Consider the following 26646-nt stretch of genomic DNA (forward strand, 5'->3'; position numbering starts at 1 on the left):
CAGGTCAGGAATGTTCCTCGGCCGCCGTGGCGGCCAGCGCGCGGTTGTAGGCGCGCAGGGCATCCACGTGGAACAGCGCGCCCAGCACCTCGGGCGGCTCGCCCTTGGCGCCGATCCGTACCACCGGCAGGAACAGGCGGCTGGTCTCCTCGAACAGCGGCATCGCCTCTTCCAGCGTGGCATCGCCCTCGACGTGGACGCCGGCCTCGATCGCGTCCCAGATATCCTTGCGCGGGGCCGCGTGGGGGTGATCGGGCCCGCGCATGACGTTCTGCACCCGGAACATGGACAGAAGGTAGGCCTGCGGCCCCTTGCTGAGATGGATGTTCCGGTTCTCCAGCTGGGTCAGGAAGAAACTGCGATCCACCAGCCGTGACGCCAGCGCGGTCGAGGTGCTGACCGCCACCATCACCGCCAGCCCGGTCTGCCAGTCGCCCGTCAGCTCGAACACGATCAACGTGGTCGAGATCGGCGCGCCCAGCACCGCAGCCGCCAAAGCCCCCATGCCCGCGAGCGCATAAAGCGTTTCGGCCCCCGAGACGTCCGGAAAGATGTTGGTGGCCACCAGTCCGAAGCCAAGGCCCGTCAGCGCGCCCAGCATGAGCGAGGGCGAGAAGACGCCGCCCCCCATGCGTCCCCCCATGGTGATGGCGACGGCGGCGGTCTTCACCACGGCCAGCACCATGACCTCGTGCAGCAGCAACTGCCCGGTCAGCGCCAGCGACGTGGTCTCGTAGCCCACGCCGATGATGGCGGGAAACTCGATGGCCAGCAGGCCCAACAGCAGACCGGCCAGCATCGGACGGCTCCAGCGTGGCAGGCCCAGCTTCTCGCGGCCCGCGCTGGCGACCCGGTCCGTCCAGAAGATCGCGTGCATCAGGATGACGGCGACCAGTCCGCAGACCAGCCCCAGCAGTAGGAAGGCGGGAAGCTCCTGGTAGAAGGTCAGCACCCCGTCCTCGATCAGCCGGAACTCGGTAACGTCGCCGAACTCCAGCCGGTTGATGACCGTTCCGGCCGCGCTGGCGATGACGATGGGCGCGAAGGCGTGCACCGCGAAGTGCCGCAACACGACCTCGAGCGCGAAAAGCGCCCCCGCGATGGGCGCGTTGAAACTGGCCGACACGGCGGCGGCCACGGCACAGCCAAGAAGGTCGCGCGCGGTGATCCCGTTGGCCCGGATCAGGTTGTTGACCCAGGTGGCGATGACGGCAGCCAGGTGCACCACCGGCCCTTCCCGGCCCGACGACCCGCCCGACCCCAGCGTGATGAGCGAGGACGCGGCGCTGGCCAGCCCCGCCTTTACCTCGACCCGTCCGTCGTAAAGCGCGGCCCCCTCGATCACGTCGGCAACCGAGCGCACGCGCCCGTCCTTGGTGAAGCGATTGAGGATCAGCCCCACCACCAGGCCGCCGCAGACCGGGTAGGCCACGATCAGGTACCAGGGCAATTCCTGCGCGAAGCTGGTCAGCGCCGAGATGTCGTCGGTGCCGTAAAGCGTTGCCTGCAGCCAGTTGATGCCCTTGCGGAAGAACAGCGCGGCGAAGCCCGAGGCGACGCCGACGGCCAGCGCGATGAACCAGAACTGGATCTGGCCGGGACCGCGGTTGCGCAAGACCCGCCAGCCGTCACGGCAGGCGCTGAGCGTGGTCTGTGTCAACGACCAGTTCTGAGGCCCGCGGCCCGTCTCCATCTTCCCCACATCCCGGTTTGCCCCGCGGGGCCGGTGATGCATCTTTCCTAGGCGATACGCCCCCAAGGGAAAAGGCGATTTGCCCATGCAGGACCCGTCCGAGATGCCCCGTGCCTTTGCCGCCGCGTGGAACGCGCGCGACGCGGGCGCGCTGGCGGCCCTCTTCGCCGCGGATGCGGATTTCGTGAACGTGGTCGGGCTCTGGTGGCACGACCGCGAGGCGATCCGGGCGGCCCACGATTACGGGCTGCGGGGGATGTTCCGGAACTCGACTTTGAAGATTGGCCGGGTGAAGCACCGAGACCTGGGCGACGTGGCCGTGGTCCACGCGCGCTTGCACCTGGCCGGGCAGGTCGCGCCGGATGGCAGCGCGGCGGGCCGTCGGTCCACGGTCATCACCTTCGTGATGCACCGCCGGGATGGCGGGTGGCTTTGCGTCGCGGCCCAGAACACCGATATCGTCCCCGGCGCCGAAAGCCACGTGGCCGGCGACGGCGGCCTCAGCCCCGCCGAATACCGCTAGCTGGCCGCCAGAAGGGCGCGCGCGGCCTCGCGCGCCGCGTCGGTGATGCTGTCACCGGCCAGCATCCGCGCGATTTCGTCGACCCGGTCGCCGGTATCCAGTGGCACGACGCGCGAGGTCGTGATCCCATCCGAAACGTCCTTGGCCACGCGCCAGTGGTGGCGCCCAAGGGCGGCCACCTGCGGCGAGTGTGTGACGACCAGCACCTGTCCGCCACTCGCCAAGGCCGCCAGCCGGCGCCCCACCGCGTCGGCGGTCGCCCCGCCCACGCCACGGTCGATCTCGTCGAAGATCAGGGTCAGGCCGCTGTCGGTGCCGGTCAGGCAAACCTTCAGTGCCAGCAGAAAGCGCGACAGCTCGCCCCCGGACGCGATCTTGCCCAGGGGACCTGCGGGCGCGCCGGGGTTGGTGGCGACGGTGAATTCCACGGCGTCCCGCCCCAGCGGGCCCGGCGTCGCATCGGAGAACCGCGTCTCGAACTGGGCGCGCTCCATCTTGAGCGGCGCAAGCTCGGCCGCCATGGCGCCGTCCAGCGCCGCGGCCGCCGCCTGCCGCGCCTGAGAAAGCGCGGTCGCGGCGGCGTCGTAGGCCGCGTCGGCTTCGGCAAGTTCTTTCTCGAGATCGGTGATGTCGTCGGCGCCGCCGTCCAGGGCGGACAGACGCTCGCGCAGGGTGTCACCAAGCTCGGGCAGCGCGTCGGGCAGGACGTTGTGCTTGCGGGCCAGGCCGCGGATCGCGAACAGCCGCTCTTCCACGGCCTCCAGCTCGCGCGGGTCGAATTCCAGCGTGTCCAGCGCTTCGGAGACGCCCTGCTCGGCCTCGGCCAGGGCATCCAGCGCGCGTGCCAGGGACTCGAGCGGGGCATCCAGCGCGCCGTCGGCCTGGGGCGCCGCGGCTTCCAGCCAGCGTTGCGCGTCGATCATCGGCCCCTCGGCGCCATCACCGCCAAGGGCCTGCAACGCGCGCGTGATGTCGTCGCCGATGCGCTGGCCCGCTTGCATCTGGCGACGGCGCGCATCCAGCGTCGCATCCTCGCCCGCCTCGGGCGACAGCTTATCGAATTCTTCGACCGCGTGGCGCAGGAAGTCCTCTTCCGCCCTGAGCGCATCCAGCCGTTCGCGCGCGGCCGCCAGCTTGCGCGCGATATCCGCGCGGGCGCGCCACGCCGCGCGGGTGGCCTCCAGCAGATCGGGCCGGTCGGCATAGGCGTCCAGAAGCGCGCGGTGCCCCTTGGGATCCAGCAGACCCCGGTCGTCGTGCTGGCCGTGCAGCTCGACCAGCGTATCGCTCAGCCGCCGCAGCACCTCGCCCGACACGCGGCGGTCGTTGATCCAGGCGGTCTTGCGGCCGTCCTGTGCGTTCACGCGGCGCAGGACCAACTCGTCCTCGATCTCGATCCCGGCCTCGTCCAGCACGGCCCGGCCCGGGTGCCCGCTCGCCAGGTCGAACACCGCCGTGACCTCGCCCCGCTCGGCGCCCTGGCGCACCAGGTCGGCCCGGCCGCGCCAGCCCAGAACGAAGCCGAGCGAATCCAGCAGGATCGACTTGCCCGCCCCGGTTTCGCCGGTCAGCACGTTGAGACCCGGCTGGAAATCGAGTTCCAACCGGTCGATCAGAAGCATGTCGCGGATATCCAGGGCGCGCAGCATCGTCACTGTCCAGAAAGGTGAGGCGTGCGGTGGACTACAGCCACTCGCCGCGCACGACCTGGCGATAGACCGTCCGCAGCCACGAGTCGCCGCGCGGCTCGGGCGACAGGCCCTGCCCGGTCAGAAGGGAATAGGCATCGTCGTACCAGGGCGTCGACTGGTAGTTGTAGCCCAGGATCGCGCCCGCCGTCTGCGCCTCGTCTGTCAGGCCCAGCGACAGGTAGGATTCGACCAGCCGCAACAACGCCTCGGGCGTGTGGGTTGTGGTCTGGAAATCCTCGACCACGACGCGGAACCGGTTCACGGCGGCGGCGAAGTGATCGCGCTTGAGGTAGTAGCGCCCGATCTCCATTTCCTTGCCGGCCAGGTGGTCGAAGGCCAGGTCGAATTTCAGGATGGCCGAACGGGCGTATTCGCTGTCGGGATACTGTTCGATCACAACGCGCATGGCCTGGAGCGCCTGGAAGGTCAGCCCCTGGTCCCGGCCCACGTCGTCGATCTGGTCGTAGTAGCTCAGCGCCAGCAGGTATTGGGCGTAAGCCGCATCCTCACCGCCCGGGTAGAAATCCAGGTAGCGCTGCGCGGAATTGCGCGCTTCTTCGTAATCGCGGTCGCGGTGATAGGCGAAGGCCTGCATCACCAGCGCGCGCTTGGCCCATTCGGAATAGGGATAAAGCCGCTCGACCTCGCCGAAGAAGCGGGCCGCGTCCTCGGGGTCGTTATCCTCGAGCTCGAATTCGCCCCGCTTGTAGATCTCTTCGGCCGAGAAGCTTTCCAGCGGTTGATCGCGCGAGGTGAAGGCGTCGCCGCCGCAGCCCGCAAGAACCGCGCCAAGCCCCACCAAGCCAAGATATCGAGTGATCGCCATCATGCGTCGTGCAGCCCCTGCCCCCGGATGCGCGGTCGGAACGCGCCCTTTGGGCGATGGTCTAGCACAGAAAAATCCGGTGCAAAACGGGTAAGCACGGCCCCCGCCCCGGGCTGTGGCTTACGCGGCCAGCCGAACCAGGTCGCGCGGTCCCGCACCCGCCCCCGGAAGGCGCGCGGCAAGGGTGGCATCGGCCTCGACCAGCCGCGCGGCGCCGGGCCGAGCGAACAACGTGCGCAGCAGGGCATTGGTCATCGCGTGGCCCGAGCGCACGCCGGTATAGCGGCCCAGGATCGGCGCACCGGCCAGCGCCAGGTCACCCAGCGCATCCAGCATCTTGTGGCGCACCGCCTCGTCCTTGTGGCGCAGGCCGCCGGGGCTGAGCACGTCGGCGCCGTCGACGACCACCGCGTTTTCCAGCGTCCCGCCAAGGGCGAGACCGCGCGCGCGCATGGCGTCCACGTCCGCCTGGCGGCAGAAGGTGCGGCTGTCGGCCAGTTCGCGCACGAAAGCGCCGTTGGCGATGCGCAGGCACTTGTCCTGGCGGCCGATGGCGGCGTCGGTGAAATCGATGTGGAAGTCGATCTCGAAATCGTCGCTGGGCTCCAGCCGGGCCCAGGCGGGACCGTTGCGCACCTCGACCGTCTCGAGGATCCGCAGCGCCATGACGGGCGAGTCGAACCGCTCCAGCCCCGTCTCGAGGATGGCGGCGACGAAAGGCGCGGACGAGCCGTCGAGGATCGGCAGCTCGGGCCCGTCGACGTCGATCGTCAGGTTGTGGATGCCGCAACCGGCAACGGCGGCCATCACGTGCTCGACCGTCGAGACGTCGACGCGGTCGGCATTGACCAGGCGGGTGCAAAGCTCGCCCTGCTCGACCTGCGCCCAATGGGCGGGGATCAGGGCGTTGCGGCCCGACACGTCGGTGCGGCGGAACCAGATGCCGAAATTCGCGGCGGCCGGGCGCAGGGTCATGCGCACGTTGCGGCCCGAATGCAGGCCCACGCCGTCGAAGCTGATCGCTTTTTTCAAAGTTGTCTGCATCTTGCCCCACTTTCGCCGGTATACCGGTCTCCGGTCAGTCTGACTTAGGGGCGGGGGCGGCGCCGCTCAATTCAAGCTTTGCAACGTTGGTGTAACAGCGGCATCCCAGGGTCGGCAGGATTTCGCCGAGAGGCGCTTGGGGCCACCCAAATACCTGTTTTCGAACGAAAAAGGGCCGGTCTGCACCGGCCCTTCGTTCACGAAATATTAGGCTTTTCAGTTCGCCTGGCGCCGCAGGAAGGCCGGGATTTCGATCCGGTCCTGGTCGTTCGGCGTCTCGTCCTGGCGCGGCACGGCCTGCGTGCGCGGCTCGGCACGGCGGGCCGGCATGGCACCGGAGGGAGCCGAGCGCTCGGCCGTTTCGGGCTGGCCGGTCATCCGACCGATCAACGAGTTGATCCCGAAACGCGGGCGCGCCTCGCCGCTCGCCGGCTGGGGGGCGTGGCCACGCGGCGCGGCCTGGGGCTGACCACCGTGCTGCGGCGCGGGCGGCGCCTTGCGCACGGCCTGCTCCAGCCGCGCCAGCGCCTCGGAGGACGGCTGGCCGGGCACCGCGGTGCGAACGGGCGCGGCGGGCGCCTCGGCCACGGGCTCGGGGCGGTATGCCGGTGCGGGAAGATCGCCTTCGTCCTGATCGTCGAAAAGCTCGGGCGCGGGGGCCTTTTCAGCCCGGCGCTGTTCCCAGTCGGCGAAGAAGTCGGGCTCGTCCGACGACGCACGCTCGACCGGCTCGGCCACCGGACGGGGCGCGGGTGCCTCCGCGCGAACGGGCTCAGGGCGGTTCTGAGGTGCGGTGGCCGGCTCGTCGGCGCGAGGACCGGCCAGCGGCTCGGACAGGCGGCGGCGCGGCACCGGAGTGTCGGCCACCTGGGCCACGGCGTCGATGCCGGTCGCCACGACGCTGACGCGCATGCGGCCTTCCATGTGCTCGTCCAGGGTCGAACCGACGATGATATGCGCGTCCTGGTCGACCTTCTCACGGATGACGTTGGCGGCTTCGTCCAGTTCGAACAGGGTCATGTCGTAGCCACCGATCACGTTGATCAGCACGCCCTTGGCGCCATTAAGGCTGATCTCGTCCAGCAGCGGGTTTGCGATGGCCAGTTCGGCGGCCTTCAGCGCGCGATCCTCGCCCTCGGCCTCGCCGGTGCCCATCATGGCCTTGCCCATCTCGTCCATGACCGAGCGGACATCGGCGAAGTCGAGGTTGATCAGGCCCGGGCGGACCATCAGGTCGGTCACGCCCTTCACACCCTGGTAGAGCACGTCGTCGGCCAACCCGAAGGCGTCGGTGCAGGTGGTGTTCTCGTTGGCGAGACGGAACAGGTTCTGGTTGGGGATGATGATCAGTGTGTCGACCATCTTCTGCAGCGCCTCGATGCCCTCTTCGGCCTGGCGCATCCGCTTCGAGCCCTCGAACTGGAAGGGCTTCGTGACGACGCCGACGGTCAGAACGCCAAGCTCGCGCGCGGCCTGGGCGATGATCGGCGTGGCGCCGGTGCCGGTGCCGCCGCCCATGCCGGCGGTGATGAAGCACATGTGGCTGCCAGCCAGGTGATCGACGATTTCCTCGATGCTTTCTTCCGCGGCGGCGGCCCCCACGGCCGAGCGCGCGCCCGCGCCCAGGCCTTCGGTGACCTTGACGCCCATTTGCACCTTGGTGGTGGCCATGGATTGCTGCAACGCCTGGGCGTCGGTGTTCGCGACGACGAACTCGACACCGTCAAGCTGCTTTTCGATCATGTTATTGACCGCGTTGCCGCCAGCGCCACCGACACCAAATACGGTGATGCGAGGCTTCAGCTCGTCACGCTGAGGAACCGAGAGATTCAGAGTCATGTTTTTGTCCGCCTGTAGTTTCTGCCCCGGACTGCCGACCGGGATTTCGCCGTTTTGATTGATCCCGATTCTATCGCCACATTTCTGTCACGTCACCCGCTATTGTTCGAATTCTCCAACATTTTTCATGGCTTACGGGCGCCGAAACCAGTTAATCCAGTTTATGAAGAACGCGGTGTTACCAATTGTCTTTGAACCATTTTACCGCCCGGCGAAGCGATCTGGCGGGATAGCCGTCCGTAGGAATCTCGAAATCCCACCACTCGTCCTGCGGGTGAGCCGCGAAAAGGCACAACCCAACGGCGCTGGCGAACGCGGCGCCGGTGGCCTTTTCGGGCAATCCGGCGACCCGCAGCGGACGCCCGATGCGGACCTGTTGTCCGAGAATCCGGGGCGCCAGGTGGTCGAGACCGGGAATCTGGCTCGACCCGCCGGTCAGGACGATCTGCTGACTCGGCAGATGCTCGAATCCGGCGGCGTCCAGACGGGTTCGGACCTCCTCCAATATCTCCTCGACCCGGGGGCGCATGATGCCGATCAGCTCGGCCCGGCTGGCGGTGCGCTGATCGCGGTCCCAGTCGCCCGTCTCTTCCCCGCCGAGCGCGATCATCTCGCGATCGTCCATGGAGGTCGCGACCACCCCGCCATGCAGGGTCTTCAGCCGCTCGGCCGTGGAAAGCGACACCTGCAAGCCCTTGGCGATGTCGCTGGTGATGTTGTCGCCGCCCATGCGGACGCTGTCGGCGAAGATCATGTGCTTCTTCATGAAGATCGACAGGCCGGTGGCCCCGCCGCCAAGGTCGACGCAGGCGGCGCCCAGTTCCTGCTCGTCCTCGACGAGGCTGGCGATCGCGCTGACGTAGGACGACGATGCAACGCCGGCCAATTCCAGGTCGCAGCGCTTGAGGCAGTGGATCAGGCTCGCCACGACCTTGCTGTCCACCGTCAGCAGGTGCATGTCGCAGGCCAGCGTGTTGCCCATGTGTCCGCGCGGATCGCCCATGCCGCTGCGGTGATCCAGTGCGAAGTTCACGGGCTGGGCGTGAAGCACCTCGCGATCCTCGCCGAAGGGCGGCACGTCGCAGGCGGCCATGCAGCGCGCCACGTCCTGCTCGGTCACCGGCCCGCCGCCCACGTCGATCTGGCCCGCCAGCCCATAGCTGCGCGGGTCGCCCCCCGACAGCGTCGCGATGACGTGGTCGACCCGGATCTGCGCCATCTTCTGCGCGCCCTGCACGGCGGTGCGGATCGCGCGCTCGGTCTCGGGCATGGTGTCGACCTCGCCGAAGCGGACACCGCGCGAGCGGGTAGTCGCCGCGCCGACGATGCGGAAGGTGCCCTGCCCGGCCATGGGACCGACGCCGTCCGACGCGCGGAACTGGTCCGGACCGTCGATCCGCAGCACCAGGCACGCCACCTTCGAGGTGCCCACGTCCAGCACCGCGATCACGCCCCGCTGCATCGCCGCCTTGCGCATGGCGCGCATGGCGCGCTGCGACTGGTAGAGATCCGTCATGCCTAATCGTCCCCTAGTTCTATCATTTTTATCTGCCGCATCGATTGCGCGGCTTCGGGCGCCAGCCGTACGGTCGGCCGCCGCGGGTTGCGCATGTCGACCAGCCGCACCTCGCGCGCCAGAAGGTCCTGCGCCTCGTCCACGGCGATGACCTGCTCCAGCGCGCCCACGGGCGCGCGTTCGGGCAACAAAATGCGCTGACCACGGTCCAGCACGACCGTCCAGCGCCGTTCGCCCACGCGCAAAAGTCCCCGCAGCCGGGCGTTGAGCGGTTCGGCCGCGGCCACCAACTCCAAGGCCTCTGCCGCCGCACGGTCGGCACCGCGGCCGATGATCAGCGGAAGGTCCGGCCGCGCGCCCCGCTGCAGGATGGTCGACACGCGATTGCCGCCGCCATCCACAAGGTCCAGCCCGCGCGGGTTGCGCCACACCAGCGCCGGAACCCGTTGCTGGACCTGTATATGCAGCACGCCGCCCGGACGGATGCGCAGGTCGGCGCGTTCGACCGCGTCCAGCCCCGCGACCGTCGCCTGCATCTGGGCGAGGTCGAGGTCGAAAGACGACATGGGGAAGTCCAGCGGCAGGATCTCGCGAATATCTTCCGAAATATCCGGGGTCGCTCCGTCGATGGCCATCAGCTTGACCATGAACTCCTCGCGGCTCTGGATCTCGGTCTTCACCTGCTGCCACCACAGGCCCATGGCGTCGCGCCGGTCCTGGTCCGACAGGGCCAGCACGCCGATCAGAACCATGATGGAGGCCGGGAGGCCGAAGACGAAGCCGCGCCGCACGCTCGGCGTGAGCATCAGCCGCTGGAGCCGGTAGGCCAAGCGCGAGGGCGCGGGGTCGCGGGGGCCTTGGCCTACCTGAGACATGAGGCGTCCTTCACCATCCAGTCGCAAAGCGCGCCGAACGCCATGCCCGCATGCGCCGCCTGTTCGGGGGTCAGCGACGTGGGCGTCATTCCGGGCTGCGTATTCGTTTCGAGCAGGATCAGCCCGTCACGGCCGCGCGCCTCGTCCCAGCGGAAATCGGTGCGGCTGACGCCACGACACCCCAGCGCCGCGTGCGCGCGGAGCGCGTACTCGAGGCAGGCTTCGGTGATCTCGGGGGGCACCTGGGCGGGGATCACGTGGCGCGATCCACCCGCGACGTATTTCGCGTCGTAGTCGTACCAGCCGTCGGTCAGGATGTCGGTCACGCCCAGCGCCCGCGCCGGCCCCTGGGGCCCAGCCCCCAGCACGGTGGTCGTCAGCTCGCGCCCCGGGGCAAAGCGTTCGACCATCACCAGCTCGGGCATGTCGTCCGACAGGGCGGGCGGGCCGTTGGTGTCTGCCGGCACCAGGTAGACGCCCACGCTGGAGCCTTCGTTGAACGGCTTCACCACGTAGGGCGGGTCCATCACGTGGGCGCGGCGGACATCTTCGCTCCGGGCCAGCAGCGATGGCACGACCGGCAGGCCCGCGCGGCGATAGGCGTCCTTCGAGCGTTCCTTGTCCATGGCAAGCGCCGAGGCCAGCACACCGGAATGGGTATAGGGCAGGCCCATCCATTCCAGCAGGCCCTGCACGCAGCCATCCTCGCCCCAGCGACCGTGAAGCGCGTTGAAAACCACTTCTGGTGAAATTTCGGACAGGCGCAGGGCCAGGTCGGCGCCAGCGTCGACCTCGATCACCTCGTACCCCTGCCCCGACAGCGCAATCGCACATTCACGCCCCGACGACAGCGAGACTTCACGCTCGGCCGACGGACCGCCCATAAGGACTGCCACCTTGGGGTTTGCCCTGCTCGACATACCCGCTCTCTGTGCCTCTGGCCCGGCTTTGCGGGCCTTATTATTCTGCGTCGCGGCTTGTGTTTTGTCCGCGTTCACCGGCAGCCGCGGGTTCACCCACGCGCCATACTTCCCACTCTAGACGAATCGCGCTGGTTTGAAAGACCTTTTGGCGAACATGCTCGCCGAGATTTTCCAGATCTGCGGCAGTTGCGCCACCCGTGTTGATCAGGAAGTTCGGGTGCTTCTCGGACATTTGCGCCCCGCCGATCCGCGCGCCGCGCAGCCCCGCGTCGTCGATGACCTTCCAGGCCTTGAGCTCGTGGGTGTCGTCGTCGCGCCCGGTGCTGCTGTGTCCCGCCGGGTTGCGGAAGGTTGACCCGGCAGTGCGGTCCTTGGTGGGCTGGGTGGCGTCGCGCTTGGCCAGCTGGTCTTCCATCCGCGCGGTCAGCGTGTCGGGGTCGCCCGCGTCGGCCCGCAGGCGCGCATGGGTGATGACCCAGCCGTCGGGAAGCTCGGAATGGCGATAGGCCAACTGCAGCTCGGCCGCCGGGATCGTCACGACCTTGCCCGCGCGGGTGACTGCGTCGACCTCGATCAGGTGGTCGGCAATATATGTGCCGTAGCAGCCCGCATTCATCCGCACAGCGCCGCCGATGGCCCCGGGGATCGTGCGCAGGAAGGTCAGATCGCGTCCCGCCGCCGCGGCCTTGCGGGCCACGTGGGCGTCGAGTGCGGCCGCCCCCGCCGTGACCACGTCGCCCTCGATCGAGACGTCCATGAACGGCCGGCCCAGCCGGATCACCACGCCCCGCACGCCGCCGTCGCGCACGATCAGGTTGCTGCCCACACCCATGGGAAAGACCGGGATCTCGGGCGGCAGATCGCGCAGGAAATCGGCCAGGTCCGCGACATCGGCGGGCTGGAACAAGACATCGGCCGGGCCGCCCACGCGCAGCCATGTCAGCTCGCTCAGGTCGCGGTCCGGGGTCAGGCGCCCGCGCACGGCGGGAAGGGATCGGGTCAGGTCCATGCGCCCGTGCCTATGCCATGCGCGCAGCCGATTCCAGTGGTGCCGTGGCGTGGCGGGGCTGGTCCCGCGGCCCGCGTCGTGGCAATGAAGCGCCATGCTGGTTTACAAGATCTTCCGCCCCGCCGAATGGGACAAGCTGCAGCGCGACGGCGCGACCGACGGCGCGCCCATCGATGTCTCCGACGGCTATATCCACCTGTCCACGGCCGAGCAGACGCCCGAGACCCTGTCCAAGCATTTCGCGGGCGCCGAGGGGCTGATCCTCTGCGCGGTCGAGACCGATACGCTGGGCGACGCCTTGAAGTGGGAGCCGTCGCGCGGCGGCGCGCTGTTCCCGCATCTCTACCGCCGGATGAAACTGGACGACATCAGGTGGCACGCGCCCATCGGCCATGACGGCAGCCGTCATGTCCTGCCGGACCGGATGGCATGAGCCCGCTCGAGCGGCTGGGCCTGCGCGCGCTTCGGGCGTTCGACCCCGAGCGCGCCCATGGCCTTGCGCTCGCCGCCCTGCGCGCCGGGCTGGCGCCCTCCCCCGGCCCCGTGACATCGCACCGGCTGCGCGTGTCGCTGGGCGGGCTTGACCTGTCAAACCCCGTGGGGCTGGCTGCCGGGTTCGACAAGAACGCCGTTGCGCTGGCCCCGCTGGCCCGGGCCGGCTTCGGCTGGCTGGAGGTCGGGGCCGCCACCCCCCGGGCGCAGGAGGGCAACCCGCCCCCGCGCCTGTGGCGGCTGGCCGGGGACCGGGCCGTCATCAACCGCTTCGGCTTCAACAACGAAGGGGTCGACGCCATCGCCGCCCGCCTGGCGGCCGCGGCGACCGGCGTCCCGCGCGGGCTGAACCTGGGCGCCAACAAGGACAGCGCCGACCGCGCCGCCGATTTCGCCGCCGTGCTGACCCGCGCCGGGCAACATATCGATTTCGCGACCGTCAATGTCTCGTCGCCCAACACCGAGAAGCTGCGCGACCTGCAAGGGGCCGAGGCTCTGGCGGCATTGCTGGCCAAGGTGATGGAGGCGAACGCGGCCCTTGCACGGCCCCTGCCCGTCTTCGTCAAGATCGCACCGGACCTGTCGGATGCCGATCTGGCCGATATCGCCCGCGTGGCCGGGGATGCGGGTCTGTCGGGGATCGTCGCCACCAACACCACCCTGTCGCGCGACGGGATCGATCCGCGCCATGCCGACACGCCCGGCGGCTTGTCGGGCGCGCCGCTGTTCGAGCGGTCGACCAGGGTGCTGGCGAAACTGTCCACGCTCACCGACCTGCCGCTGGTGGGCGTGGGGGGCATCGGTTCGGCCGAGCAGGCCTACGCCAAGATCCGGGCCGGGGCGACGGCGGTGCAGCTATATTCCGCGATGGTGTTCCAGGGGATGTCGCTGGTGGCCGAGATCGCGCGGGGGCTGGACGACCTGCTGGTGCGCGACGGGTTCGACAGCGTCGCGCAGGCGGTGGGGACCGACCGCGACCGCTGGCGCTAGCGCGCTAGCCGACCGACCGCTCCAGGCCTGGGTATTTCCAACCCAGCGTCGCGCCCCGGAACACGAAGCTCAGCAGGAACGCCATCCACAGCCCGTGATTGCCGAAGGCCGGGACCAGCGCCACTGCCGCCACGGCATAGAGCGCCGCCGAGATCACCATCATGTTGCGCATGTCGCCCGTGCGCGTCGCGCCGATGAAGATGCCGTCCAGCATCCACGCCGCGCAACCCAGCACCGGTGCGGCGACCATATAGGGCAGATAGATGCGCGCTTCGGCCCGCACGGGGTCGGCCGTCGTCATGATGTCGATGATCAACCCGCCCGCGACCGCGAAAAGCACCGCGAGCACGATGCCGGAAACCCCGCCCCAAAGGCTTGCCACCATCGCCCCGCGCCGAAACAAGTCGCGCCGCCCGGCGCCCAGCGCGGCGCCGACGATGGCCTCGGCCGCGAAGGCGAAACCGTCCATGGCGTAGGCGGTGATCTGAAGGAATTGCAGCAGGATCTGGTTGGCCGCCAGCGGCACGTCCCCGAAGCGCGACCCGGTGAACAGGAAGCTCACGAAGATCGCCTGCAACAACAGCGACCGCAGGAGGATATCGCCGTTCACCTGCGCGAAGCGTTTCAGGCGCGCCGGGTCCGCCACCCGTGTCCAGTCACGCCAGGCGGCCGTCGCGAAGGCGTCGCGGCACAGCCACAGCCCCAGCGCGAGGCCCGACCATTCGGCGATGAAGGTGGCCCAGGCCACGCCGGTGACGCCCCAGCCGAGGCCCAGCACGAACCACAGATCCAGCCCGATGTTCAGCCCGTTTATGGCAACCTGTACCGCCAGCACGCCGCGCGTGCGTTCCGCCGCGATGAGCCATCCGGTAATCGCGTAGATCGAGATCAGCGCGGGGGCGGAGAACACGCGCACCGCCATGTAGTCGCGGGCCAGTGCCTCGACCTCGGTGCTGGCGGGCGACACTATGAAGGCCAGCCAGAAAAGCGGGATCTGCAACGCGATGATCGATACGCCCGCCATCAGGCCGATGCCCAGCGCGCGGCTGAGGATCACCGCCGCCTCGGGCCCGTCGTTCCGGCCCAGCGCCTGGCTGGCGAAGCCGGTCGTTCCCATGCGCAGGAAGCCAAAGATCCAGTAGATCGCGGTCAGGATCACGGCGCCGATGCCCACGGCTCCGATGGGCGCGGCCTCGCCCAGCTGCCCGACGACTCCGGTGTCCACGATGCCCAGGATCGGTACCGTCGCGTTCGAAAGTACGATGGGCAGCGCCACGCCCAGAACGCGCGCATGGGTGACCGGTCGGGCCGTTGCCTCGGTCATGCGCGGGAGGCGCGAAATCGGCTGCCGGTCATGGGCAGCCCGATCTCACCCATCCTCGCGCGCCTGGGGCATCAGGAAATGGCCAGTGGCCTGCGCGAACAACCGGTCGCGATTGTCCTGCCAGGCCTCGACCTGCACGCTGGCATAGCGCCGGCCCGACCGGTTGATCTTCGCCCGGGCATAGGCGTCGCGCGGCAGGCCCGAGCGCAGGTAGTCGATGGTCAGGTCGATGGTCTTGGGCATGCGCGGCAGGTTCCCCTGCTCCAGCGCCTCGGCCTCGATGCGGCCCGACTCGATCTCGTCCCACAGCCGCGACCAGGCCAGCGCGATGGTCGCCGTCGTCTCAAGGAAAGCAGCGGTCGCGCCACCGTGCAGCGCGGGAAGCATCGGGTTGCCGATCAGTTTCTCATCGTAGGGCAGGATCGCGGTCAGTTCGTCCCCGCGCCGGTCGAAGCGGATGCCGAGGTAGCGCAGGTACGGAATGCCGCCGACCAGGGCGTCCAGCGCGGCATCGCGGCGGTGCTTGACGACCTGCACCGGTTCGGGCTGCGGACGGCGGCTCATCGTTGCTTCCCCCGCTCCAGCGTGAAGGCGCCGGTGGCGGTGGCCACCGGGTTCACGTCGTCATCGTCCAGCGCCCGCGCCCGCACGAAGGCAACCGACCGGGTCACGTGATAGCATTCGGCCACCGCGCGGATCGTCTGGCCGGGCGTCGCCGCGCGCATGTAGTCGATGCGCAGGTCCAGCGTGGCGGTTCCGGCGGGCTGGCTGCCGTGCAGCATCACCGCCGCCCCGCCACAGGTATCCATCAGCGCCGAGACAGCACCGCCGTGGATGACGCCCGAGGCCGGGTCGCCGATGAGCTTTTCGTCATAGGGCATGCGGATCTCGGCCCGGCCGTCGCCCGTGGCGACGAGTTCCATTCCAAGGTCGCGGGAATGGGGAATGGCGGCGATGAACTGGCGGGCGATCCGCTCGGCGTTCTCGGACATGGTTTGAACGGGGCCTCCGTCGCTCGGGTTCGGCCCTTCATTGGCCTTTGCCCGTCCGCCCGCAAGGCAAAATCGCGGGCGGCCCACCCGGCATCGTTCCTGCCGCGCGCCGCGGCGATTGAACCGCCCGGCCACCCGCCCTAGGTTGTCCCTTGCGAAAGGGAGGTCGCGTCCGTGTCCGAAGAACGCCTGAATTTCAAGGAAATGTGCGCCAAGTTCGACGTCACCCCGCGGACCCTGCGGTACTACGAGTATATCGAACTGTTGCAGCCCATCCGCGAGGGTCGCGCGCGCTTCTACGACCAGCGCGACGTTGCCCGGATGAAGCTAATCCTGCGTGGCCGCCGCTGGGGGTTCTCGCTGGAGGAAATTCGGCAGTGGCTCCTGATCTACGACAATCAGGGGACCGAGGCGCAGATGCGCGAATGGGTGAAGCTCGCCGACCGGCAGCTCGACAGCCTGCGCACCGAGCTCGAACAGATGCAAAAGGCCATCGACGAGTTGCAGGAGAACCGCGACCAGGTGGCCGACAGCCTGAGCTGAACTCTCTGTCGCCCGGCTGAACCGTGCGGCATGTGTCACCCGCCGCCGCCGATTCTCACGACCGTCGGCGCTGCCTGTTTTCTGAAAAAGAAGCATGCCAGATCCGGTGAACTCGGCCCCGGTCTGCAGCGCTGTTGCACCTCCCGGACCAGCGCCGTCTTCGCTTCCCAAGCCGCATGGCGAAATGACGTGACGTTTGCCTTACGTGAACGTCAATGTGACTTGCGCCCGCGCGCCGAGCTTCGCAAATACTGCGCCAGTTACACGCCGACGCTGCCCGAGAGACCGATGACCAACGACGACCTGATGACCATCCGCCAGATGTGCGACACCTTCGAGGTGACCCCCCGCACGTTGCGATTCTACGAATCCAAGGAACTGCTCGCCCCCAAGCGCGAGGGGCAGAAGCGGCTCTTCACCCGCCGCGACCGCGCGCGCCTGAAGCTGATCCTGCGCGGCAAGCGCTTCGGCTTCAGCCTGGAAGAGATCCGCCAGCTTCTCGACCTTTACGAGATCGGCGACGACCAGGAGACCCAGCTGACCCAGGCCCGCGCCATCGCGCAGAACCGCCTGGAAGACCTCAAGGCCCGCCGGGTCGATCTGGAAGAGGCCATTGCAGACCTCGAGGAACAGATCGCCTGGGGCGAGGAAACCCTGCAAAAACTGCGCCGCAACCCGGCCGCCTGAGACATACGCCCGAGGAGGAACCCCCATGCCCACCTACACCGCCCCCGTCAAAGACCTGCAATTCGTCATCCACGACACTCTGAAGGCCTCCGAGGCCGCGACCCCCGGCTACGACGAGCTGGACCGCGACCTCACCAACGCCGTGCTGGAAGAGGCCGGCAAGCTTTCCGAGAACGTCCTGGCCCCGCTGAACATCGTCGGTGACGAGGAAGGCTGCAAGCTGGAGAACGGCGTCGTGCGCACGCCCAAGGGCTTCAAGGACGCCTACGACCAGCTGTGCGAGGGTGGCTGGATCGGGCTTGACTGCGACCCCGAATACGGCGGCCAGGGCATGCCCTACCTGCTGAACTCGGCCGTGGGCGAGATGTTCGTGTCCGCCAACATGGCGCTCAACATGTACCAGGGCCTGAGCCATGGCGCCTACAACGCGATCCACACCCACGGCTCGGACGCGCAGAAGCAGACCTACCTGCCCAAGATGGTCGAGGGCACCTGGTCGGGCACCATGAACCTGACCGAACCGCATTGCGGCACGGACCTGGGCCTGATCCGCACCAAGGCCGAGCCGCAGGACGACGGCACCTACAAGATCACCGGCTCGAAGATCTGGATCTCGGCCGGCGAGCACGACATGACCGACAACATCATCCACCTGGTGCTGGCCAAGATCCCCGGCGGCCCCGAGGGGGTGAAGGGCATCTCCCTCTTCATCGTGCCGAAGTTCCTGGTGAACGAAGACGGCTCGCTGGGCGAGCGCAACAGCTTGTCCTGCGGCGGGCTGGAAAAGAAGATGGGCATCCACGGCAACGCCACCTGCGTGATGAACTACGACGGCGCGACCGGCTACCTGATCGGCGAGATGCACAAGGGCATGCGCGCCATGTTCACCATGATGAACGAGGCCCGGCTGGGCGTCGGCATCCAGGGCTACGCTCAGGGTGCGGTGGCCTACCAGAACGCGCTGGGCTTCGCCCGTGATCGCCTGCAGGGCCGCGACGTGACCGGCGTGAAGAACCCCGACGGCCCCGCCGACCCGATCATCGTGCACCCCGACGTGCGCCGGAACCTGATGGACCAGAAATCCTTCGTCGAGGGCGCCCGCGCCTTCGCGCTGTGGGGCGCGTCGCTGATCGACAAGGCCCACCGCGAGAAGGACGCCGAGGCCGAGGCGCTGATCTCGCTGCTGACGCCGGTGATCAAGGGCTTCCTCACCGACAAGGGCTTCGAGACCACCGTGCTGGCGCAGCAGACCCTGGGCGGATCGGGCTTCACCCGCGAATGGGGGCTCGAGCAGTTCGTCCGCGATGCGCGCATCACCATGATCTACGAGGGCACCAACGGCATCCAGTCACTGGACCTGGTGGGCCGCAAGCTGGGCCTCAACGGCGGCAAGACGCTCATGGGCTTCTTCGAGATGATCAAGACCTTCATCAAGGAGAACGAGGGCAACGAGACGCTGAAGGCCGACTTCCTCGACCCGCTGAAGGCCGCGTCGAAGGACCTGCAGGCGGCGGGCATGTACTTCATGCAGAACGGCATGAAGAACCCCAACAACGCGCTGTCGGGCAGCTACGACTTCATGACGCTCTTCGGCCACGTGTGCCTGGGCTTCATGTGGGCCCGCATGGCCAAGGCCGCGCAGGAGGCGCTTGACGGCGGCGCGACCGACACCGAGTTTTACGAGACGAAACTCGCCACCGGCCGCTACTACATGGCCCGCCAGCTGCCCGCCACGGCGACGTACCTGGCGCGGATCAACTCGGGTGCCGCGCCGGTCATGGCGCTGGATGCCGCCAACTTCTGAGGCGCGGCCGAAAAGGAACAGGAGGCCAGATGCCCAAACGCTTTCGCCTGACCCGCCGCATACCCGTCGCCATGACCGAGGACGGGTACAGGCGGCTGCGGAAATTCGCCGCCGAGGCGGGGCTGGACGAGGGCGAGGCGCTGAGCTTCCTGTTCGAGCATTTCGACAGCGTGACCAACAAGGAAAACCTGACGGCGCGGCTGCGGCTGTTCAACTCGGAACTCGATGCGCGCAAACGTTAGGCGTCGCGCGGGCCGAGACCCGGGGCCGCCTCCGGCGGAGGTATTTGGGGAAAGATGAAGCGACTGACGGTCCACCCCGATCCCGCGGCACGACCCGGTGTCGCACGGCAGGACCGGAGCTTCACCTTTCACGGCCATCGGCTCCTCAGCCTGTACCGCGCTCCAAGGGTCGCGCGTCAACCTTAACGAAAGATGAACCCGGCCACTTCATCTTTCCGAAAATACCTTGCGGGGGGTCCGGGGGGCGTAAAGCCCCCCGGTGCCTCGCCAACCGGGAGAGAGCATGACCATAGACCTCCATTGCTTCGGCGAGTCCGGCAACGCCTACAAGGTCGCGCTGGCGCTGAACCTCGCGGGCCTCGACTGGCGGCCCGTCTTCGTCGACTTCTTCAAGGGCGAGACCCGCAGCGACGCCTGGCGCGCCGAGGTGAACCCCATGGGCGAGGTGCCGGTGCTGCGCGACGGCGAGCTGACCCTGACCCAGTCGGGCGTCATGCTCGATTACATCGCCGAGACCAGCGGAAAGCTGTCCGGCGAGCGGCACGAGATCCTGCGCTGGCTGTTCTGGGACAACCACAAGTATTCCACCGCGATCGGGATGACGCGGTTCCTGATGAACTTCCTGCCCGAGGACAAGCGCCCGCAGCCCGTGATCGATTTCCAGCTGGGCCGCCTCAGGGCCGCCCACGCCGTGCTGAACGCCCATCTGCAGGGGCGCGACTGGGTGGTCGGACGGGACGTCACCATCGCGGACCTGAGCCTCGGTGGCTATCTCTTTTATCCGGAACCCTTCGGTTTCGACCGGGCCGACTGGCCCGAGATCGACCGCTGGCTGAGCAACATCCAGTCCCTGCCGGGCTGGAAACACCCTTATGACTTGATGCCGCGTGCCTACGCGGCCTGAGGAGGACCCCATGACCGACGCCTTTATCTACGACGCCGTGCGCACCCCGCGCGGCAAGGGCCGCAAGGACGGCGCCCTGCACGAGGTGACCTCGGCGCGCCTCAGCGCGGGCGTGCTGAACGCGCTGAAGGATCGCAACGGCCTGGACGGCCACGCGGTCGAGGACGTCATCTGGGGCAACGTCACCCAGGTGGGCGAACAGGGCGGCTGCCTGGCGCGGACGGCCGTGCTGGCCTCGGAGCTGGACGAGCGCATCCCCGGCGTCGCCATCAACCGCTTCTGCGCGTCCGGCATGGAAGCCGTGAACATGGCCGCCAACCAGGTCCGCGGCGCCACCGGCCAGCGCGGCGGCGTCGGCTACATCGCCGGCGGGGTCGAGATGATGGGCCGCGTCCCCATGGGCAGCGACGGGGCGGCCATCGCCGTCGATCCGTCCATCGCCATGAACACCTACTTCGTCCCCCAGGGCATCAGCGCCGACATCATCGCGACCGAGTACGGCTTCAGCCGCGACGACGCCGATGCGCTGGCGGTGGAATCCCAGAACCGCGCCGCGGCCGCCTGGGCCGACAACCGCTTCGCCAAGTCGATCCTCGAGGTGAAGGACCGGAACGGCCTCACCATCCTCGACCGTGACGAGTACATGCGTCCCGGCACCGACATGCAGGCGCTGGGCAGCCTCAACCCGTCCTTCAAGGAAATGGGCGAGACCATGCCGGGCTTCGACAAGATCGCGCTGATGAAGTACCCGCACCTGGAGCGGATCAACCACATCCACCACGCCGGCAACAGCTCGGGCATCGTGGACGGCGCCGCGGGCGTGCTGATCGGCGACGCCGAGTTCGGCAAGGCCAACGGTCTGAAGCCCCGTGCGCGCATCCGCGCCACCGCCAAGATCGGCACCGATCCGACGATCATGCTGACCGGCCCGGTCCCGGTGACCGAGAAGATCCTGACCGATCACGGCATGAACATCGGCGACATCGACCTCTTCGAGGTGAACGAGGCCTTCGCGTCCGTGGTGCTGCGCTTCATGCAGGCGTTCGACATCGACCACGGCAAGCTGAACGTGAACGGCGGCGCCATCGCCATGGGCCACCCGCTGGGCGCCACCGGGGCGATCATCATCGGCACCCTGCTGGACGAGCTCGAGCGGTCCGACAAGGAAGTCGGGCTCGCCACCCTCTGCATCGCGTCCGGCATGGGCGCAGCCACCATCATCGAGCGCGTGTAAGGAGCCGGAACCATGACCGATTTCACCATGAAGACCGGCGACGACGGCGTCGCCATCATCACCTGGGATGTGCCCGGCAAATCCATGAACGTGCTCAGCCTCGAAGGCTGGGACGAGCTGGACGCGCTGATCGACCAGGCGCTGGCCGACGATGCCGTGAAGGGCGTGGTCATCACCTCCGGCAAGAAGGATTTCGCCGGCGGGATGGACCTGAACGTCATCGCCAAGATGAAGAAGTCGGCGGGCGACGACCCCGCCAAGGGCCTGTTCGAGGGCCTGATGCGCAGCCACGGCATCCTGCGCAAGATCGAGCGTGCGGGCATGGACCCCAAGACCAACAAGGGCGGCAAACCCATCGCCGCCGCCCTGCCCGGCACCGCTCTGGGCATCGGTCTTGAAATCCCGCTGGCCTGCCACCGGATCTTCGCCGCCGACAACCCCAAGGCCAAGATCGGCCTGCCCGAGATCATGGTCGGCATCTTCCCCGGCATGGGCGGCACCACCCGCGTCAGCCGGATGATGGGCGCCATGCAGGCGAGCCCCATCCTGCTGGAAGGCAAGCTGAACGACCCGAAGAAGGCCAAGTCGCTGGGCCTGATCCACGAGGTCGTGGACGACCCCGTCGCCGCGGCGCGCGAATGGGTGCTGAACGCCAAGGACGCCGACATCGTGAAGCCGTGGGACCAGAAGGGCTTCAAGTTCCCCGGCGGCGCCCCCTATCACCCGGCGGGCTTCATGACCTTCGTCGGCGCCAGCGCCATGGTCAACGGCAAGACGCAGGGCGTCTACCCCGCCGCAAAGGCGCTGCTGTCTGCGGTCTACGAAGGCGCGCTGGTGCCCTTCGACACCGCCATCAAGATCGAGGCGCGGTGGTTCACCTCCGTCCTGATGAACCCCAGCAGCGAGGCGATGATCCGCTCGCTCTTCATCAACAAGGAAGCGCTTGAAAAGGGTGCGAACCGCCCCGAGGCGCCCGACCAGACTGTCAAGAAGGTCGGCATCATGGGCGCCGGCATGATGGGTGCGGGCATCGCCTACGTCTCGGCCAATGCCGGGATCGAGGTCGTGCTGATCGACCAGGAACAGGCCGCCGCCGATCGCGGCAAGTCCTATTTCGAGGACATCCTGGACAAGGGCATCAAGCGCAAGAAGGTCACCGAGGAGAAGAAGACCGAGGTCCTGGGCCGCATCACGGCGACCACCGACTACGACGCGCTGATGGGCTGCGACCTGGTGGTCGAGGCGGTGTTCGAGGATCCGGGCATCAAGGCCGACGTGACGAAAAAGGTCGAAGCCGTGGTCGGCCCCGACTGCATCTTCGCCACCAACACCTCGACCCTGCCAATCGGCGAGCTCGCCAAGGCGTCCGAACGCCCCGAACAGTTCATCGGCATCCACTTCTTCAGCCCCGTGGACAAGATGATGCTGGTCGAGATCATCAAGGGTGCCCAGACCGGCGACCGCGCGGTGGCCAAGGCGCTGGATTACGTGCGCCAGATCCGCAAGACGCCGATCGTCGTCAACGACGCGCGGTTCTTCTACGCCAACCGCTGCATCATCCCCTACATCAACGAAGGGGTGCGCATGGTGAAGGAAGGCGTCGAGCCCGCGTTGATCGAGAACGCGGCCAAGATGCTGGGCTTCCCGCTGGGTCCGCTTCAGCTGGTCGACGAGACCTCGATCGACCTGGGCGTGAAGATCGCCAAGGCCACCAAAGCCGCCATGGGCGACGATTATCCGGACGAGGCCGTGGACGAGGTTCTTTTCTGGATGGCCGACCAGGGCCGCATGGGCCGCAAGTCCAAGTCGGGCTTCTACGCCTACGCCGAGGACGGCAAGCGCGTGGGCCTGTGGGAGGGGCTGGGCGACAAATATGCCGTGGCCGATGACCAGCCCGAGCTGACCCGCGTGCAGCATCGACTGATGATGGCGCAAGTTCTGGAAGCCGTCCGGGCGTTCGAACAGGGCGTGCTGGAAGACATCCGCGAGGGCGACGTGGGCGCCATCCTGGGCTGGGGCTTCGCGCCGTGGTCGGGCGGGCCGTTCAGCTGGCTGGACATCATCGGCGCCGCGAAGGCGGTCGAGATCTGCGACGCGCTGACCGCCGAGTGCGGGGCGCGGTTCACCACGCCCGAGCTGCTGCGCGACCTAGCCAAGGGGGGCGACAGCTTCTACGGCCGGTTCGGCGACGGCGTGGCGATGGAAGCCGCCTGACGCCCCGAGGCATCACCGCACCACCAAACGGAAAAGGCCGCGTCCTCGGACGCGGCCTTTTTCATCGGGACCTTGGGGGGACAATCCCGATGGGGAAAGCTCTCAGTTCTCGTCGGCGTAGGCCATGTCGCGACGGCGCGCCTCGTCCTCGGCGATGATCCGCGTCAGGTCCGTGGCCCGCTCGATCGGCAGAAGCGAGTAGGTTTCGGACGTGCCCTCGTCACCACCGGCCGCGAGCGACGTGTCGGCGGGGCACAGGAACAGCGCGCCGATATTGGCGAAGACCACCTGCTCGGTCTCGAAATACAGCGTCACGATCTCGGTGCTGGCGTCCGGCAGTTCGCGCCGGATGCCGCGGAACCCTTCCAGCGCCTCGGCGGCCATGAGGGTGAAGGGATCACCAAAGATATCCTCGGCCGCGTCCGATTCCAGCATCACGGGCTGCTCGGGCAGCAGCTGCATGGGGGTCTGGTTGCCCAGCGCCTCGACCGGGACCGACAGCGGCCACTGCTTGCGCGGGCAGGCCTTGGCCTTGGACCACAGCTTGGAATGCTCGACGCGCGCCACTTCCTGCAGGCCGCCGTCGAACGTCAGCACGCGATCGCCCGGCTTGACCTCTTCGATGGGGCGCCAGCCGATGGTCGTGGCCACGCGCGTGCCCGCGATGATCCCGATCCGGGGGCTGTCACCAGCGGTTTCGGACCCGTCGGTCGTGTCGGCCTGGGGGCGGGAAAAAGAGGACAGCTTCATTTTGAGGCTCCAATTGCAATCGCAAGACTCCGCCGGATGGGACGGATCGATTCACTTTTGACGCGTAATTCGCGCGGCATTTGGCCCCGAACCGGGCGAGAATGCGGCATCCGCCAATTTTCGAAAAGGTCGCGGTAAATTCGACCGGATTGTCCCGGCTGACGTGTCGCTCAGAAACGGTAGCCGAACCTCTGGATGTCCTCGGCCGAGATTTCCCCGACGATTTCGCGCGTCCACTCGTCGTAATAGCCGCGATAATCCCGCGCCCTCTGGGACGCATTGGCGCGCGTGATGGGCGCCAGGCGCATGTCCAGCCGCGATTCGACGGCCGCAAGGTCATCCTCCAGAGTCTCGAGCCGCAGGAAAAGCGTGTCGACTTCGCGCCCGTCCGAAAGCGTCACGTAGCTGCGCGCCGCATCGCCGCGCATGCTGTCGCGCGTGTGGGGGTGGGCGACGAAACCGGGAAACTCCAGCTGGCCCGCCAGCGCCACGGCCGGGTGGTCGAACCGCTGGACCCTCAACCAGTGGTAGTAGCTGACCATCCGGTCCCACGGGTTGCGCACGATCGCGAAGACGAACATGCCGGTGATTTCGTCGGGCGTCAGGATCCCCTCGATATCGGCCAGGCGGGAATGCTTCCACAGCCGGCCCCGGGGGGCGAGATCCTTCAGCCGCCCGCGCCGCCGGACGGCCTTGGGCGTGTCGCCGATCAGGATGTCGTCCCTCATCGCCCGGTTCTCGAGCGCGAGGCTGAGCGCCGTGCCACCGGTCTTCGGGATGTGGACGAAGATATAGCCGCGGCCGGGCGAGATGATCATGGTATTCCGGGGCTTTCGGGGCTTTGCTATCGGTCTAGGTGACGCGATAGTTTCACGACGGTCGTCAAAGACAAGGGGGATGCCATGGGCTGGATGCAGGACGAGACGGGGCTGGACAAGACACGCGCCAACCACGTGCCGCTGACCCCCCTGTCGCATCTCGCCCGCGCGGCGCGTGTCTTTCCTGGCAGGGAGGCGCTGATCGACGGGCCCCTGCGCTGGAGCTATGCCGAATACCACGCCGACACGTCGCGGCTGGCCTCGGGGCTGAAGGCGGCGGGCATCGCCCCGGGCGACGTGGTGTCGACCATCCTGCCGAACGTGAGCGCGCAGGCCATCGCCCATTTCGGCGTGCCCGCCTGCGGCGCGGTCCTGAACACGATCAACACCCGGCTGGACGTGGATACCGTGTCCTACATCCTGTCCCACGGCGGGTCGCGCATGGTGCTGGTCGACAGCGACCAGGTGGCCCTGGCCGAGGCCGCCATCGACCAGATGGACGGCCCCCCGCCCCGCATCGTCGAGGTGCCGGACCGCGCGCGCGGCCACCGCGCCACCGGCCGCCACATGACGTGGGACGATCTGCTGGCCAGCGGCAGCGCCGACGCGCCATGGGACATGCCGCAGGACGAATGGGAAAGCCTGGCGCTGAACTATACCTCGGGCACCACGGGGCGGCCAAAGGGCGTCGTCTATCACCATCGCGGCGCCTACCTCATGACCATGGGCACGGTCGTCAGCTGGCAGATGCCGCTGTTCTCGCGCTTCCTGACCATCGTGCCGCTGTTCCATTGCAACGGCTGGAACCATACTTGGATGATGCCGATGCTGGGCGGCACCGTGATCTGCTGCCGCGACATCACGGCCCGCGCGATCTACGACGCCATCGCGGACGAGGGTGTCACGCATTTCGGCGGCGCGCCCATCGTGCTGAACACCATCGTCAACGCCGACCCCGAGGATCGCCGCGAATTCGACCACACGGTCGAGGTCTTCACCGCCGGCGCGCCCCCCGCGCCCGCGACGCTGGGCGCCATCGGCAAGCTGGGTTTCCACGTCATGCAGGTCTATGGCCTGACCGAAACCTACGGTCACGTGACCGAATGCCTGTGGGATCCCATGTGGGACGGCATGGAGGATGAGGCCGAGGCCGCGAAGAAGGCCCGGCAGGGCGTCGCCATGCCCATGATGGAAGAGATCGAGGTGCTGGACGAAGCCCACCGCCCCGTGCCCCATGATGGCGCCACCCAGGGCGAGATCGGCATTCGCGGGAACTGCGTGATGAAAGGCTATTTCCGCAACCCAGACGCCACGGCCGAGGCCTTTGCCGGCGGCTGGTTCCACTCCGGCGACATCGCGGTGCAGCATCCCGACGGCTATATCCAGATCGCCGATCGCGCCAAAGACATCATCATCTCGGGCGGCGAGAACATCAGCTCGGTCGAGGTCGAGGGCTGTCTCATGGGCCACCCCGCCGTGTCGCTCTGCGCCGTGGTGGCCAAGCCCGACGACAAGTGGGGCGAAGTGCCCTGCGCCTTCGTCGAGCTGAAGAAGGGCGCGCAGACCGACGAGGCCACGCTGATCGCCTTCGCGCGCGAGAAACTCGCCGGGTTCAAAACGCCCAAGCGCGTGGTGTTCACCGAGCTGCCCAAGACGTCGACCGGCAAGATCCAGAAGTTCGAGCTGCGCCAGGCCGCGAAGACATTGTGAGGC

General features: G+C 67.9%; 25 protein-coding genes. 11 read left to right on the top strand and 14 right to left on the bottom strand.

Going from position 1 to position 26646, the window contains the following annotated elements; translation table 11 throughout:
* Positions 1-4: 4 nt before the first annotated feature.
* Complete coding sequence (locus BMX96_RS14815) at positions 5-1693, bottom strand: chloride channel protein (protein ID WP_091846285.1); 1689 nt, start codon at positions 1691-1693, stop codon at positions 5-7.
* An 85-nt stretch (positions 1694-1778) separates the two neighbouring features.
* Between BMX96_RS14815 and BMX96_RS14820 the strand changes: the two genes are divergently transcribed.
* A complete protein-coding gene (locus tag BMX96_RS14820; RefSeq protein ID WP_091846198.1) occupies positions 1779-2216 on the top strand; it encodes an SgcJ/EcaC family oxidoreductase in 438 nt (145 codons plus the stop codon).
* On the opposite strand, the gene recN is transcribed toward BMX96_RS14820, so the two are convergent.
* The 8 genes from recN to murB all read right to left on the bottom strand — a co-directional run bounded on the left by recN (position 2213) and on the right by murB (position 11939).
* A complete protein-coding gene (recN, locus tag BMX96_RS14825) occupies positions 2213-3865 on the bottom strand; it encodes a DNA repair protein RecN (protein WP_091846199.1) in 1653 nt (550 codons plus the stop codon). The two genes, BMX96_RS14820 and recN, sit on opposite strands and share 4 nt — an antisense overlap.
* Before the next feature lie 34 nt (positions 3866-3899).
* Entirely contained in the window at positions 3900-4736 is an 837-nt protein-coding gene (locus BMX96_RS14830) for an outer membrane protein assembly factor BamD (protein WP_091846200.1), read from the bottom strand.
* 117 nt (positions 4737-4853) lie between these two features.
* Positions 4854-5777: a UDP-3-O-acyl-N-acetylglucosamine deacetylase gene (gene lpxC / locus BMX96_RS14835; protein ID WP_091846201.1), complete on the bottom strand. Its 924-nt coding sequence runs from the start codon at positions 5775-5777 to the stop codon at positions 4854-4856.
* A gap of 216 nt (positions 5778-5993) precedes the next feature.
* The gene (ftsZ, locus tag BMX96_RS14840) at positions 5994-7616 is read right to left on the bottom strand and encodes a cell division protein FtsZ (protein ID WP_091846202.1); all 1623 of its coding nucleotides are present in this window, start codon (positions 7614-7616) and stop codon (positions 5994-5996) included.
* Positions 7617-7794: 178 nt separating this feature from the next.
* Positions 7795-9132, bottom strand: coding sequence for a cell division protein FtsA (gene ftsA, locus BMX96_RS14845; RefSeq protein ID WP_091846203.1), 1338 nt, complete (start codon positions 9130-9132; stop codon positions 7795-7797).
* Between the two features lie 2 nt (positions 9133-9134).
* Entirely contained in the window at positions 9135-10007 is an 873-nt protein-coding gene (locus BMX96_RS14850) for a cell division protein FtsQ/DivIB (protein ID WP_091846204.1), read from the bottom strand.
* Positions 9995-10891: a D-alanine--D-alanine ligase gene (locus BMX96_RS14855; RefSeq protein ID WP_236737089.1), complete on the bottom strand. Its 897-nt coding sequence runs from the start codon at positions 10889-10891 to the stop codon at positions 9995-9997. Before BMX96_RS14855 ends, BMX96_RS14850 begins: the two co-directional genes overlap by 13 nt.
* Before the next feature lie 76 nt (positions 10892-10967).
* Entirely contained in the window at positions 10968-11939 is a 972-nt protein-coding gene (gene murB / locus BMX96_RS14860; RefSeq protein ID WP_091846205.1) for a UDP-N-acetylmuramate dehydrogenase, read from the bottom strand.
* Positions 11940-12033: 94 nt separating this feature from the next.
* On the opposite strand from murB, the gene BMX96_RS14865 reads away from it, so the two are divergent.
* Complete coding sequence (locus BMX96_RS14865; protein ID WP_091846206.1) at positions 12034-12372, top strand: DUF952 domain-containing protein; 339 nt, start codon at positions 12034-12036, stop codon at positions 12370-12372.
* Positions 12369-13421: a quinone-dependent dihydroorotate dehydrogenase gene (locus BMX96_RS14870; RefSeq protein WP_091846207.1), complete on the top strand. Its 1053-nt coding sequence runs from the start codon at positions 12369-12371 to the stop codon at positions 13419-13421. The genes BMX96_RS14865 and BMX96_RS14870 overlap by 4 nt, the downstream gene beginning before the upstream one ends.
* A 4-nt stretch (positions 13422-13425) precedes the next feature.
* Here BMX96_RS14870 and BMX96_RS14875 read toward each other — a convergent pair whose 3' ends face one another.
* The 3 genes from BMX96_RS14875 to BMX96_RS14885 are packed head-to-tail and all read right to left on the bottom strand — an operon-like array spanning position 13426 to position 15737.
* Complete coding sequence (locus BMX96_RS14875) at positions 13426-14745, bottom strand: MATE family efflux transporter (RefSeq protein WP_091846208.1); 1320 nt, start codon at positions 14743-14745, stop codon at positions 13426-13428.
* A 45-nt stretch (positions 14746-14790) separates the two neighbouring features.
* Positions 14791-15309, bottom strand: a complete 519-nt coding sequence (locus BMX96_RS14880) for a PaaI family thioesterase (protein ID WP_091846209.1) — start codon at positions 15307-15309, stop codon at positions 14791-14793.
* Positions 15306-15737, bottom strand: coding sequence for a PaaI family thioesterase (locus BMX96_RS14885; protein ID WP_091846210.1), 432 nt, complete (start codon positions 15735-15737; stop codon positions 15306-15308). Before BMX96_RS14885 ends, BMX96_RS14880 begins: the two co-directional genes overlap by 4 nt.
* Positions 15738-15911: 174 nt before the next feature.
* Here BMX96_RS14885 and BMX96_RS14890 point away from each other — a divergent pair, with 174 nt between their 5' ends.
* The 7 genes from BMX96_RS14890 to BMX96_RS14920 all read left to right on the top strand — a co-directional run bounded on the left by BMX96_RS14890 (position 15912) and on the right by BMX96_RS14920 (position 23365).
* A complete protein-coding gene (locus BMX96_RS14890; protein ID WP_091846211.1) occupies positions 15912-16280 on the top strand; it encodes a MerR family transcriptional regulator in 369 nt (122 codons plus the stop codon).
* Between the two features lie 288 nt (positions 16281-16568).
* Positions 16569-16967: a MerR family transcriptional regulator gene (locus BMX96_RS14895; RefSeq protein ID WP_091846287.1), complete on the top strand. Its 399-nt coding sequence runs from the start codon at positions 16569-16571 to the stop codon at positions 16965-16967.
* 25 nt (positions 16968-16992) lie between these two features.
* On the top strand, positions 16993-18771 hold the full coding sequence (locus tag BMX96_RS14900; protein WP_091846212.1) for an acyl-CoA dehydrogenase C-terminal domain-containing protein: 1779 nt from the start codon (positions 16993-16995) through the stop codon (positions 18769-18771).
* 29 nt (positions 18772-18800) lie between these two features.
* Positions 18801-19013 (top strand): hypothetical protein, encoded by a 213-nt coding sequence (locus BMX96_RS14905; protein ID WP_073129032.1) that lies wholly within the window; start codon positions 18801-18803, stop codon positions 19011-19013.
* Between the two features lie 283 nt (positions 19014-19296).
* Positions 19297-19917: a glutathione S-transferase family protein gene (locus BMX96_RS14910; protein WP_091846213.1), complete on the top strand. Its 621-nt coding sequence runs from the start codon at positions 19297-19299 to the stop codon at positions 19915-19917.
* Between the two features lie 10 nt (positions 19918-19927).
* On the top strand, positions 19928-21151 hold the full coding sequence (locus BMX96_RS14915) for an acetyl-CoA C-acetyltransferase (RefSeq protein ID WP_091846214.1): 1224 nt from the start codon (positions 19928-19930) through the stop codon (positions 21149-21151).
* A 12-nt stretch (positions 21152-21163) separates the two neighbouring features.
* Positions 21164-23365 (top strand): 3-hydroxyacyl-CoA dehydrogenase NAD-binding domain-containing protein, encoded by a 2202-nt coding sequence (locus tag BMX96_RS14920; protein WP_091846215.1) that lies wholly within the window; start codon positions 21164-21166, stop codon positions 23363-23365.
* Positions 23366-23467: 102 nt separating this feature from the next.
* Here BMX96_RS14920 and BMX96_RS14925 read toward each other — a convergent pair whose 3' ends face one another.
* Complete coding sequence (locus BMX96_RS14925) at positions 23468-24115, bottom strand: Hint domain-containing protein (protein ID WP_091846216.1); 648 nt, start codon at positions 24113-24115, stop codon at positions 23468-23470.
* 170 nt (positions 24116-24285) lie between these two features.
* The gene (locus BMX96_RS14930) at positions 24286-24933 is read right to left on the bottom strand and encodes a sulfotransferase family 2 domain-containing protein (protein WP_091846217.1); all 648 of its coding nucleotides are present in this window, start codon (positions 24931-24933) and stop codon (positions 24286-24288) included.
* Positions 24934-25017: 84 nt separating this feature from the next.
* Between BMX96_RS14930 and BMX96_RS14935 the strand changes: the two genes are divergently transcribed.
* Positions 25018-26643, top strand: coding sequence for an AMP-binding protein (locus BMX96_RS14935; RefSeq protein ID WP_091846218.1), 1626 nt, complete (start codon positions 25018-25020; stop codon positions 26641-26643).
* The last annotated feature ends 3 nt before the right edge of the window (positions 26644-26646 follow it).

Origin of the sequence: Palleronia pelagia (assembly GCF_900110115.1) — a bacterium.
In the GTDB taxonomy this organism is placed as follows: Bacteria; Pseudomonadota; Alphaproteobacteria; order Rhodobacterales; family Rhodobacteraceae; genus Palleronia; species Palleronia pelagia.

Excerpts from the sequence above, each read along its gene's own strand:
- BMX96_RS14930 (WP_091846217.1), bottom strand. The coding sequence starts at position 24,933 with ATGATCATCTCGCCCGGCCGCGGCTATATCTTCGTCCACATCCCGAAG.
- BMX96_RS14920 (WP_091846215.1), top strand. The coding sequence starts at position 21,164 with ATGACCGATTTCACCATGAAGACCGGCGACGACGGCGTCGCCATCATC.
- BMX96_RS14915 (WP_091846214.1), top strand. The coding sequence starts at position 19,928 with ATGACCGACGCCTTTATCTACGACGCCGTGCGCACCCCGCGCGGCAAG.
- lpxC (WP_091846201.1), bottom strand. The coding sequence starts at position 5,777 with ATGCAGACAACTTTGAAAAAAGCGATCAGCTTCGACGGCGTGGGCCTG.
- BMX96_RS14900 (WP_091846212.1), top strand. The coding sequence starts at position 16,993 with ATGCCCACCTACACCGCCCCCGTCAAAGACCTGCAATTCGTCATCCAC.
- BMX96_RS14885 (WP_091846210.1), bottom strand. The coding sequence starts at position 15,737 with ATGTCCGAGAACGCCGAGCGGATCGCCCGCCAGTTCATCGCCGCCATT.
- BMX96_RS14820 (WP_091846198.1), top strand. The coding sequence starts at position 1,779 with ATGCAGGACCCGTCCGAGATGCCCCGTGCCTTTGCCGCCGCGTGGAAC.
- BMX96_RS14895 (WP_091846287.1), top strand. The coding sequence starts at position 16,569 with ATGACCAACGACGACCTGATGACCATCCGCCAGATGTGCGACACCTTC.
- BMX96_RS14910 (WP_091846213.1), top strand. The coding sequence starts at position 19,297 with ATGACCATAGACCTCCATTGCTTCGGCGAGTCCGGCAACGCCTACAAG.
- BMX96_RS14925 (WP_091846216.1), bottom strand. The coding sequence starts at position 24,115 with ATGAAGCTGTCCTCTTTTTCCCGCCCCCAGGCCGACACGACCGACGGG.
- BMX96_RS14865 (WP_091846206.1), top strand. The coding sequence starts at position 12,034 with ATGCTGGTTTACAAGATCTTCCGCCCCGCCGAATGGGACAAGCTGCAG.
- BMX96_RS14815 (WP_091846285.1), bottom strand. The coding sequence starts at position 1,693 with ATGGAGACGGGCCGCGGGCCTCAGAACTGGTCGTTGACACAGACCACG.
- ftsA (WP_091846203.1), bottom strand. The coding sequence starts at position 9,132 with ATGACGGATCTCTACCAGTCGCAGCGCGCCATGCGCGCCATGCGCAAG.
- BMX96_RS14850 (WP_091846204.1), bottom strand. The coding sequence starts at position 10,007 with ATGTCTCAGGTAGGCCAAGGCCCCCGCGACCCCGCGCCCTCGCGCTTG.
- BMX96_RS14905 (WP_073129032.1), top strand. The coding sequence starts at position 18,801 with ATGCCCAAACGCTTTCGCCTGACCCGCCGCATACCCGTCGCCATGACC.
- BMX96_RS14875 (WP_091846208.1), bottom strand. The coding sequence starts at position 14,745 with ATGACCGAGGCAACGGCCCGACCGGTCACCCATGCGCGCGTTCTGGGC.
- BMX96_RS14880 (WP_091846209.1), bottom strand. The coding sequence starts at position 15,309 with ATGAGCCGCCGTCCGCAGCCCGAACCGGTGCAGGTCGTCAAGCACCGC.
- ftsZ (WP_091846202.1), bottom strand. The coding sequence starts at position 7,616 with ATGACTCTGAATCTCTCGGTTCCTCAGCGTGACGAGCTGAAGCCTCGC.
- BMX96_RS14830 (WP_091846200.1), bottom strand. The coding sequence starts at position 4,736 with ATGATGGCGATCACTCGATATCTTGGCTTGGTGGGGCTTGGCGCGGTT.
- recN (WP_091846199.1), bottom strand. The coding sequence starts at position 3,865 with ATGCTGCGCGCCCTGGATATCCGCGACATGCTTCTGATCGACCGGTTG.
- BMX96_RS14855 (WP_236737089.1), bottom strand. The coding sequence starts at position 10,891 with ATGGGCGGTCCGTCGGCCGAGCGTGAAGTCTCGCTGTCGTCGGGGCGT.
- murB (WP_091846205.1), bottom strand. The coding sequence starts at position 11,939 with ATGGACCTGACCCGATCCCTTCCCGCCGTGCGCGGGCGCCTGACCCCG.
- BMX96_RS14870 (WP_091846207.1), top strand. The coding sequence starts at position 12,369 with ATGAGCCCGCTCGAGCGGCTGGGCCTGCGCGCGCTTCGGGCGTTCGAC.
- BMX96_RS14935 (WP_091846218.1), top strand. The coding sequence starts at position 25,018 with ATGGGCTGGATGCAGGACGAGACGGGGCTGGACAAGACACGCGCCAAC.